General features: G+C 69.9%; 7 protein-coding genes. 1 reads left to right on the top strand and 6 read right to left on the bottom strand.

Translation table 11 applies throughout. The annotated features are described in order from the left end of the window. Positions 1 to 32 precede the first annotated feature (32 nt). The 6 genes from ACWGIC_RS33545 to ACWGIC_RS33570 all read right to left on the bottom strand — a co-directional run bounded on the left by ACWGIC_RS33545 (position 33) and on the right by ACWGIC_RS33570 (position 5,989). Positions 33 to 917, bottom strand: coding sequence for an ABC transporter permease (locus ACWGIC_RS33545; RefSeq protein ID WP_452079927.1), 885 nt, complete (start codon positions 915 to 917; stop codon positions 33 to 35). Continuing rightward, the gene (locus ACWGIC_RS33550) at positions 904 to 1,680 is read right to left on the bottom strand and encodes an ABC transporter ATP-binding protein (protein WP_452079928.1); all 777 of its coding nucleotides are present in this window, start codon (positions 1,678 to 1,680) and stop codon (positions 904 to 906) included. Before ACWGIC_RS33550 ends, ACWGIC_RS33545 begins: the two co-directional genes overlap by 14 nt. Positions 1,681 to 1,705: 25 nt before the next feature. Further along, positions 1,706 to 2,761: an ABC transporter substrate-binding protein gene (locus tag ACWGIC_RS33555; protein ID WP_452079929.1), complete on the bottom strand. Its 1,056-nt coding sequence runs from the start codon at positions 2,759 to 2,761 to the stop codon at positions 1,706 to 1,708. Between the two features lie 114 nt (positions 2,762 to 2,875). After that, positions 2,876 to 3,901, bottom strand: a complete 1,026-nt coding sequence (locus ACWGIC_RS33560) for an S-adenosylmethionine:tRNA ribosyltransferase-isomerase (RefSeq protein WP_452079930.1) — start codon at positions 3,899 to 3,901, stop codon at positions 2,876 to 2,878. Continuing rightward, positions 3,898 to 4,572 (bottom strand): SDR family NAD(P)-dependent oxidoreductase, encoded by a 675-nt coding sequence (locus ACWGIC_RS33565; RefSeq protein ID WP_452079931.1) that lies wholly within the window; start codon positions 4,570 to 4,572, stop codon positions 3,898 to 3,900. Before ACWGIC_RS33565 ends, ACWGIC_RS33560 begins: the two co-directional genes overlap by 4 nt. Positions 4,573 to 4,615: 43 nt before the next feature. After that, complete coding sequence (locus tag ACWGIC_RS33570) at positions 4,616 to 5,989, bottom strand: purine-cytosine permease family protein (protein ID WP_452079932.1); 1,374 nt, start codon at positions 5,987 to 5,989, stop codon at positions 4,616 to 4,618. Positions 5,990 to 6,091: 102 nt separating this feature from the next. Between ACWGIC_RS33570 and ACWGIC_RS33575 the strand changes: the two genes are divergently transcribed. After that, on the top strand, positions 6,092 to 7,312 hold the full coding sequence (locus ACWGIC_RS33575; RefSeq protein ID WP_452079933.1) for an MFS transporter: 1,221 nt from the start codon (positions 6,092 to 6,094) through the stop codon (positions 7,310 to 7,312). Positions 7,313 to 7,415 lie beyond the last annotated feature (103 nt).

Below are 7,415 nucleotides of genomic sequence, written 5' to 3' on the forward strand. Positions count from 1 at the left end.
CTTCCGCGTCCGGGCGGCGTGCGGGCAGGTACTCAGAGTGACGCCGTCAGGCCCCGCGCCCGCAGCACCGACCGCTCCAGCGGGCGGAACACGATCAGCTCGATCGCCACCCCGACGAACAAAATCAGGAAAATCGCCGCGATCACCTTGGGCATCGAGTTGTACGACGATCCGTCGTTCAAATACGTCCCCAGCCCGACGCCGAGGCTCGGCGAGCGCGCGATCAGTTCCGCGGCCATCAGCGAACGCCACGAGAACGCCCAGCCCTGTTTCAGCCCGGCGAGGAATCCGGGCAGCGCGGCGGGCAGCAGGATGTGCCGGGCCGCGGCGAACCGTCCGGCTCCCATCACCTTGCCGACGCGCGGCAGGATCGGCGGGATCTGGTCGATGCCCGACACCAGGCCGTTCGCGATCGACGGGACCGAGCCGAGCAGCACGACGAAGTAGATCGCCGCGTCGTTGATGCCGAACCAGATCACCGCGGCGGGCACCCACGCCACCGACGGCAGGCTCTGCAGCCCGCTCAGCAGCGGGCCGATCGCCGCGCGCACCACGCGGACCTTCGCCACCAGGATGCCCAGCGGCGTGCCGATCACGACCCCGGCGGCGAAGCCGAGCGCGGCACGGTGCACGGAGGTCCAGATGAAGCCGAACACCGAGCCGTCGGTGACCGTGCTCCAGAACTCGGCCCAGACGTCCAGCGGCGCGGGCAGAGACGTCTCTGGCCAGAACGCGGCGGCCCACAGGATCTGCCAGATGACCACCAGCAGCACGAGCGCGCCGAGCGGCGGCAGGAATCCGCGCACGAACCGGCGGCGCAGCGACGCGGGCCGCGCGCCGGTAGGGGTGTCGAGCCGGTCCAGGCCGGCGCCGACGGCTTCGTCGAGGTCGGGGGCCGCCTGGTCAGGCTGCGGCATGGGTGCTGATCACCTTTCGCAGATCGGCCGTGATCTCCTCGGCCAGCAGTTCGGCGTCGGCGGACGGCACGTCGTGCCATTCGCGAACGACCCGGCCCGGACGCGACGACAGCAGGACCACTCGCTGTCCAAGCCGGACCGCCTCGCGCACGTCGTGCGTCACGAACAGCACGGAAGTACCGGTGCTGCGCCACACCCGCAGCAGTTCGCCCTGCAGCACGTCGCGGGTGATCGCGTCGAGCGCCGCGAACGGTTCGTCCATGAGCAGCAGCGCGTTGCCGTCGTCGCCGCCGACGCGGTGGGTCGCGGCCAGCGCGCGGGCCAGCGCGACTCGCTGCCGCATCCCGCCGGACAGCTCGTGCGGACGCTTGCGTGCCGCGTCGCTCAATCGCACCAGCTCCAGCAGTTCAGCAGCCTTTTCGCGCCGCTCGGAACGGCCGAATCCGGCGAGCCGCAGCGGCAGTTCCACGTTCCGGGACGCGGTCAGCCACGGCATCAGCGCGGCCTCCTGGAACATCACCGCAGGCCGCGAAGTGGTGAGAGTGATCTCGCCCGCGGACGGCTGGTCGAGGCCGGCGACGAGGTTCAGCAGCGTGCTCTTGCCGCAGCCGGACGCGCCGAGCAGGCAGACGAACTCGCCCGGTTCGACGGTGAGGTCGACCCCGTCGAGCGCGGTCACCGCGTTGCCGGCGGAGCCGAAAACCTTGCCGACGCGGTCGAGGTGCACGGCGGCGGTCATTGGTCGCGCCAGGGTGGTGGTCATCGCGGATCGCCTTCCGGTCGGGACGTCACTTGGCCAGTTCGGGCGCGTTGACGGCGGGCAGCTGCTGTGCCTGGAGGACCTCGTTGAGCGGGCCGAAGTCGGCGAACCCCTTGAGGTCCACCACCTTGTCGACCACGCCCGCGGTCACCGAGTCCTTCGCCAGCTGCGGGAACTGCGCGGGCACCGGGTCGGTGGTCAGTTCGATGTTCGCGAAGGCGCGGTCGAGCACGGCCGGGCTGAGCGAGCTGCCGGACAGCTCCTTGAGCGCGCCGTTGACCGCGGTCTTGGCCTCGGCCGGGTTCTTCTTCGCCCAGTCGATCGCCTGCAACTCGCCCTTCAGCAGCGCACGCACGGTGTCCGGGTGCTGCTTCAGGAACTCGCTGCGCACGATCGCCACAGTTGTCGGGAACCGGCCTTCCGGCCACAGCGACTTCTCGTCGACCAGCACCTTCGCGCCCGCGTCGGTCACCAGCCGCGACGACCACGGCTCGGGCAGCCAGCCGCCGTCGACCTCGCCCTTGCGGAACGCGTCGAGCGTCTTCGGGTTGTCCAAGTTGGTCACGTTGACCTGGCCGGTCAGGTGCTTCTCGGCGAGGAACTTCTTGAGCGCGACGTCCTGGGTGTTGGCCAGCTGCGGCGTCGCGATCGTCTTGCCCTTCAGCTGGTCGACCGAGGTGATCCCGGGCTTCACCACCAGCTGCGCACCGCCGGTGACCGCGCCGGACACGAGCTGGATCGCGCCCTTGGACTTGGTGAAGGCGTTGATCGCCGGTCCGGAGCCGATGAACGCGACGTCCAGCGAACCGCCGAGCAGGGCGTTCACTTCGGACGGACCGGCGTTGAACGTCTGGGTGGTGAGTTTGGTGCTGCCGAGGTTCTGCGCGAAGTAGTTCTTCTTGACGCCGATGAGCGCGGGCGTGTGCGTCACGTTCGGGAAGAAGCCGACGCGCACCTCCCCGGCGGCGCCCTGGTTGGTCGCAGCCTCAGTGCGGTCCGCGCGGGAACACCCGGCGAGCGCCCCGAGCACCGTCAACGCGGCGAGTCCGGAAGCGAGCAATCGGGTTCGCGGAAATGTACGCACAAATGGCCCTTTCGCGGTCAGCGGAACGGGGCGAGAATGACACGTTCACCCGCGAGACTGCATATGCATCCGCATCCCGGGAAATTGTGTGGGATTACTTGACAGGCCCGGGCCTCACCTGCTTGTCAGGAGCGAGACGTCGCCGAACTCGTGCCACAGATACTCGCGCCGCACCGCCGCGTCGTAAGCTCGCTGCACCAGCTCCGGACCCACGACCGCTTCGAGGAGCAGCAGGTGGGACGCCTCCGGGGTGTGCAATCCGGTGATCAATCCGTCGACCGCGCGGGCCGGCCGGTCCGGGCCGAGGACCAGTTCGGTCCAGCCCGCCGCCGCGGTGACGAGCCCGCCGGGATTCGCGGCGGATTCGATCGCCCGCACCGCTGTCGTCCCCACTGCGATAACGCGCCCGCCCTGGTCGCGCACCCAATTGACCAAGGCGGCAGTCGTCGCCGGAACGCGAAATCGCTCACCGTAAGGCGGTTCTCCGGCCTCCGGCGACGAGACGCCGGTGTGTAACAAGATCGGCGCGAACAGCACTCCGCGCGAGACCAGCCGAGTGACCAGTTCCGCGGTGAACGGCCGCGCCGCGCTCGGCATCTCCGCCGAACCCGGATCGAGCGCGAACACGGTCTGGTAATTCGGCAACGGCCAAGCGCGCGGGACATAGCCGTAGCGGATCGGCCGCCCGACCTTCGCGAGATACCGCGTGACCTCGCCTTCCACTTCGATCTTCGCGCGCCACAACCGTTGCGCACCGGCGACGTGCGGCTCGCGCAGCGTGACAACGGCGCCAGCGGGCAGGCTGAGCCGCTCCCCCGCGCTCCCGTCGAGGAGCGGACCGCCAGGGGCGCGAAGTTCGACCACCCAGGTGCCGTCGTCGAGTTCGGTGGAGAAGTGGACGGTGATGACGTGGTCGTCCCGCACCGCGTCGACGGCGGCGGGCAACGTGCCGGAAGTGTTGACTACCAACAGATCGCCGGGGTTCAAGAACTCGGCCAGGTCACGGAAAGTGGCATGCTGGACGCCCTCTGGACTGGCGGCGAGCAGCCGCACCTCGTCCCGGGCAAGACCGCGCGCTTCGGGCGGAGCGGACGCGCTGCGGTCCCCGGCCAGGTCAAAGCGGGTGCGCGGCGCGGTCATGACTGCACCTGCAGATCCGCGGCCTTGAACCGGCCGCTCGGCGGACGTTCCTCCAGCAGCCGAAGGAAAGCCGGTACCGCGGTCTCCGGCAGCGGCCGGTCCGAGATGTCCTCGCCCGGGAACGCGGCCTGGTGCATAGCCGTGCGCAGGTCCCCGGGATCGACGGCATACACCGCGAGATCCGGGTTCTCCACGCCGAGCACCGCGCTCACGTGGTCCAGCGCGGCTTTCGCCGAACCGTAACCGCCCCAGCCCTCATACGGCTCCACGGCCGCGTCGGAGCTGATGTTCACCAGCACGCCCTTCGCCGCGGTGAGCGCGGGCAACAGCAGCCGGGCGAGCGCCAGCGGGGCGAAAACGTTGGTGCGGAAGACAGTTTCCAGCTCATCCGGCGGGTACTCGGCCAGCGGCGGCAGCGGACTGACGCCGAGCGTGCTGGCGTTGTTGACGAGCAGGTCGAGCCGGGGTCCGGCGGCTTCGGCGAGCCGGGCGCGGTGCGCGGGATCGGTGACGTCGCCGGGCACCGCGGTGAACCCGAGGTCCGCCGCGGCGGCGCGCAGCTTCCCCGGGTCGCGTCCGGTGCCCAGCACTGTCCATTCGCGACGGACGAGAGCCGAGGCGAGCGCCCGGCCCAGACCGGCGGAAGCGCCGGTGACAACAGCTACTGGCATGGTCCCTCCAGAAGTAGGCACCTTCCAGCGTGCGACCTCTACCTTACTGGAGGTCAACCGGACGGCGTCCGCGCAGCAGCGTGTACGCCGCCAGCGAAACCACGAACCCGGCGTAGTAAGCCAGATCCGCGCCGTGCAGCGCAGCGGCGACCGGTCCGGTGTAGACAGTGGTGTTCATGAACGGCACCGCCGCTGCGAAGCCGACCACGAACGCCACCAGCGCGGCCCAGCTGCGCACCGGACGTCGCAGCTCAGCCAGCACGTCGACCTCGCGGCCACGACGCGTACGGCGCAGCCAATCCGGCACCACGACACCAAGGAACGGCGGGATCCAGTAACTCACCACCAGCAGCACGTTCTGGAACTTCGCCGCCAGATCGCCGCTGTGCATCCAGAGAATCAACGCGAACGCCAACACGGTCACGACCACCGCTGATATCGGACGCTTCACCCGAACACCGACCGTCTGCAGCGCGAGCGAACCGCTGTAGTCGTTCATCGCGTTCGACGACACTGCGGCCAGCGCGATCACCAGCAACGCCACCGCACCCAGAACACCCCCGCCAAGCAGCGTCGACACCCCAGCGGCGGTCTGGTCTCCCAGCGCCGTGCCGAGAGCGAGACCGATGCCCTCGCCGAGCGCGTACGAGGCGGTCAGACCGAGCAGCGTGAACCAAAAGACGCCGCTCGGCCGCGTCGAAGCGGGGAGATACCGGCTGAAATCCGACGCGTAAGGGGCCCACGAAATAGCGAGGCTGAGCGTAATGGTGGAAAACAGCACGACGGCTCCGGCGAAATCCCCGCCGGTCGCGGAATCGCTAAACGTAATCGGGTGATCAAGCGCCACTTTCACGGCGAGCGCGACAAACGCGACAACCAGCACCACACTCATCACGGCTTGGACCCGGTGGATCACCGCGTAGCCGAACACGCCGAGCGTGCATTGCAGCACCAGCACCACGAGCACCGCGGCCCAGAACGGCAGCCCGGTCAGCTGCGCCAGCGCTTCGCCGCCGAACAGGCCGACCAGCGCGTCCCACGCGATCGAACCGAGCCATTGCACCAGTCCGGGCAGCACGACGCCGCGGCCGAACGGGAGCCGCGCGAGCGGAAGCTGGCCGGTGCCGGTGCGCGGGCCCCAGGTGGACAGCCACGCGACCGGCAGCGAACCGACCACGGTGCCGAGCAGCGCGATGGCGAATCCGGTGGTGAAGCCGAGCCCGAGCGTCGCGCCGAGGGTGCCGGTGAACACGGCGGTCATGGTGAGGTTCGGCGCGAACCACACGCCCGCGAGCCGCCACGGCCGCCCGAACCGGTTCGCGTGCGGGATCGGGGTGATTCCGTGCGTTTCGATCGCGAAATCCCCTGCTCCGGACGGCATTCTGCCGCCGAAGACCTCGGCGTCGATCCCGCTCATGCGCTGCCCTTTCTCCCGGCTGACCCGTGAGTCTGAACCGGAGCGCCCGTCCGCGCCAATACTCTGTGGCGTTTCCGACCCGTGCTCGGCAAGATCGGGGGAATGGGGGAAGGACCGCGCACGCCGCTGCGCCATCGCGCGTTCGCCGTTTTCTACGCCGGCCGGACGATCTCCCTGCTGGGCAGCTCCATGACCCCGGTCGCGCTGTCGTTCGCCGTGCTCGGCAGCAGCCACAGCCCGACCGACCTTGGCGTCGTGCTCGCCGCCGGGATCGTGCCGCTGCTGGCGTTCCTGCTCGTGGGCGGCGCGGTCGGCGACCGGTTCCCGCGCAACCGCGTGCTGCGGCTGTCGAACCTCGGCGCGGGCGCGGCCCAGCTGGTCGCCGCGGCGATCCTGCTCACCGGCAACTACTCGCTGGCCGCGCTCGCCGTCACCGAGTTCTTCGGCGGGGTCTGCACGGCGTTCACGACGCCGGTGCTGCGCGGAATCGTGCCGCAGATCGTCCCGCCGGAATCGCTGCGCCAGGCCAACTCGCTGCTGGCCACCAGCAAGAACCTCACCAAGGTGGCCGGTCCCGCGGCCGCCGGCGTGCTCGTCGGCACGATCGGTGGCGGCTGGGCGATCGCCGCCGACGGGGTGTCGTTCGTGCTCGCCGCCTTGCTCTACCAGGCCATCACCCTGCCTCCGGCGGAACGCTCCGAGTTGAACAGCGTCTTGCACAGCGTGCGAACCGGCTGGCGTGAGTTCTGGCGGACCTCGTGGCTGTGGCGGGTGGTCACGGCGTTCACCGTCTACAACATCGTTTTCACCGGCGGATGGCTGGTGCTCGGGCCGGGAATCGCGCAGGACACGATCGGCGCGGCCGGGTGGGGCGTCGTGCTGAGTGTGCGCGCGGTGGGCGCACTCCTGTCCGGGCTGGTGATGTACCGGCTCGCGCCGCGACGACTGCTGCCGCTCGGGCTGGCGGGCGCCGCCCTGACCGCGCTGCCGCTGGTCGCGCTCGGCCTGCACGCGGGTTTCGCCGTGCTGGCGGGGTCGACGTTCGTCGCCGGGTTCTGCGCGGGCGTCATGGGCATCGCCTGGGACACGACGATGCAGGAGAACATCCCCGGGCAGCTGCTGTCGAGGATGGCCGCGTTCGACGATTTCGGTTCCTACGCCGGCATTCCGATCGGCGAACTCCTGGCCGGACCGCTCGGAGCGGCTTTCGGCGCTCCGCAGGTGCTCCTCGTCGGCGGGATCGTCATCGCCGTCATCGCGCTCTCCCCGCTGCGCTCCCCCGCCGTCCGCGCCCTGCGGCACCCGCCGGTCCGCGTGCCGTGAAGGACTCCTTGAGGGAATCTAATTCCCTCAAGGAGTCCTTCACGGACCGGTACGCAAGGAAGGGCCTGCCAGGAAACCCCGGCAGGCGCGTCCAGTCACCCGT

The organism is Amycolatopsis sp. NPDC054798, from assembly GCF_053611505.1.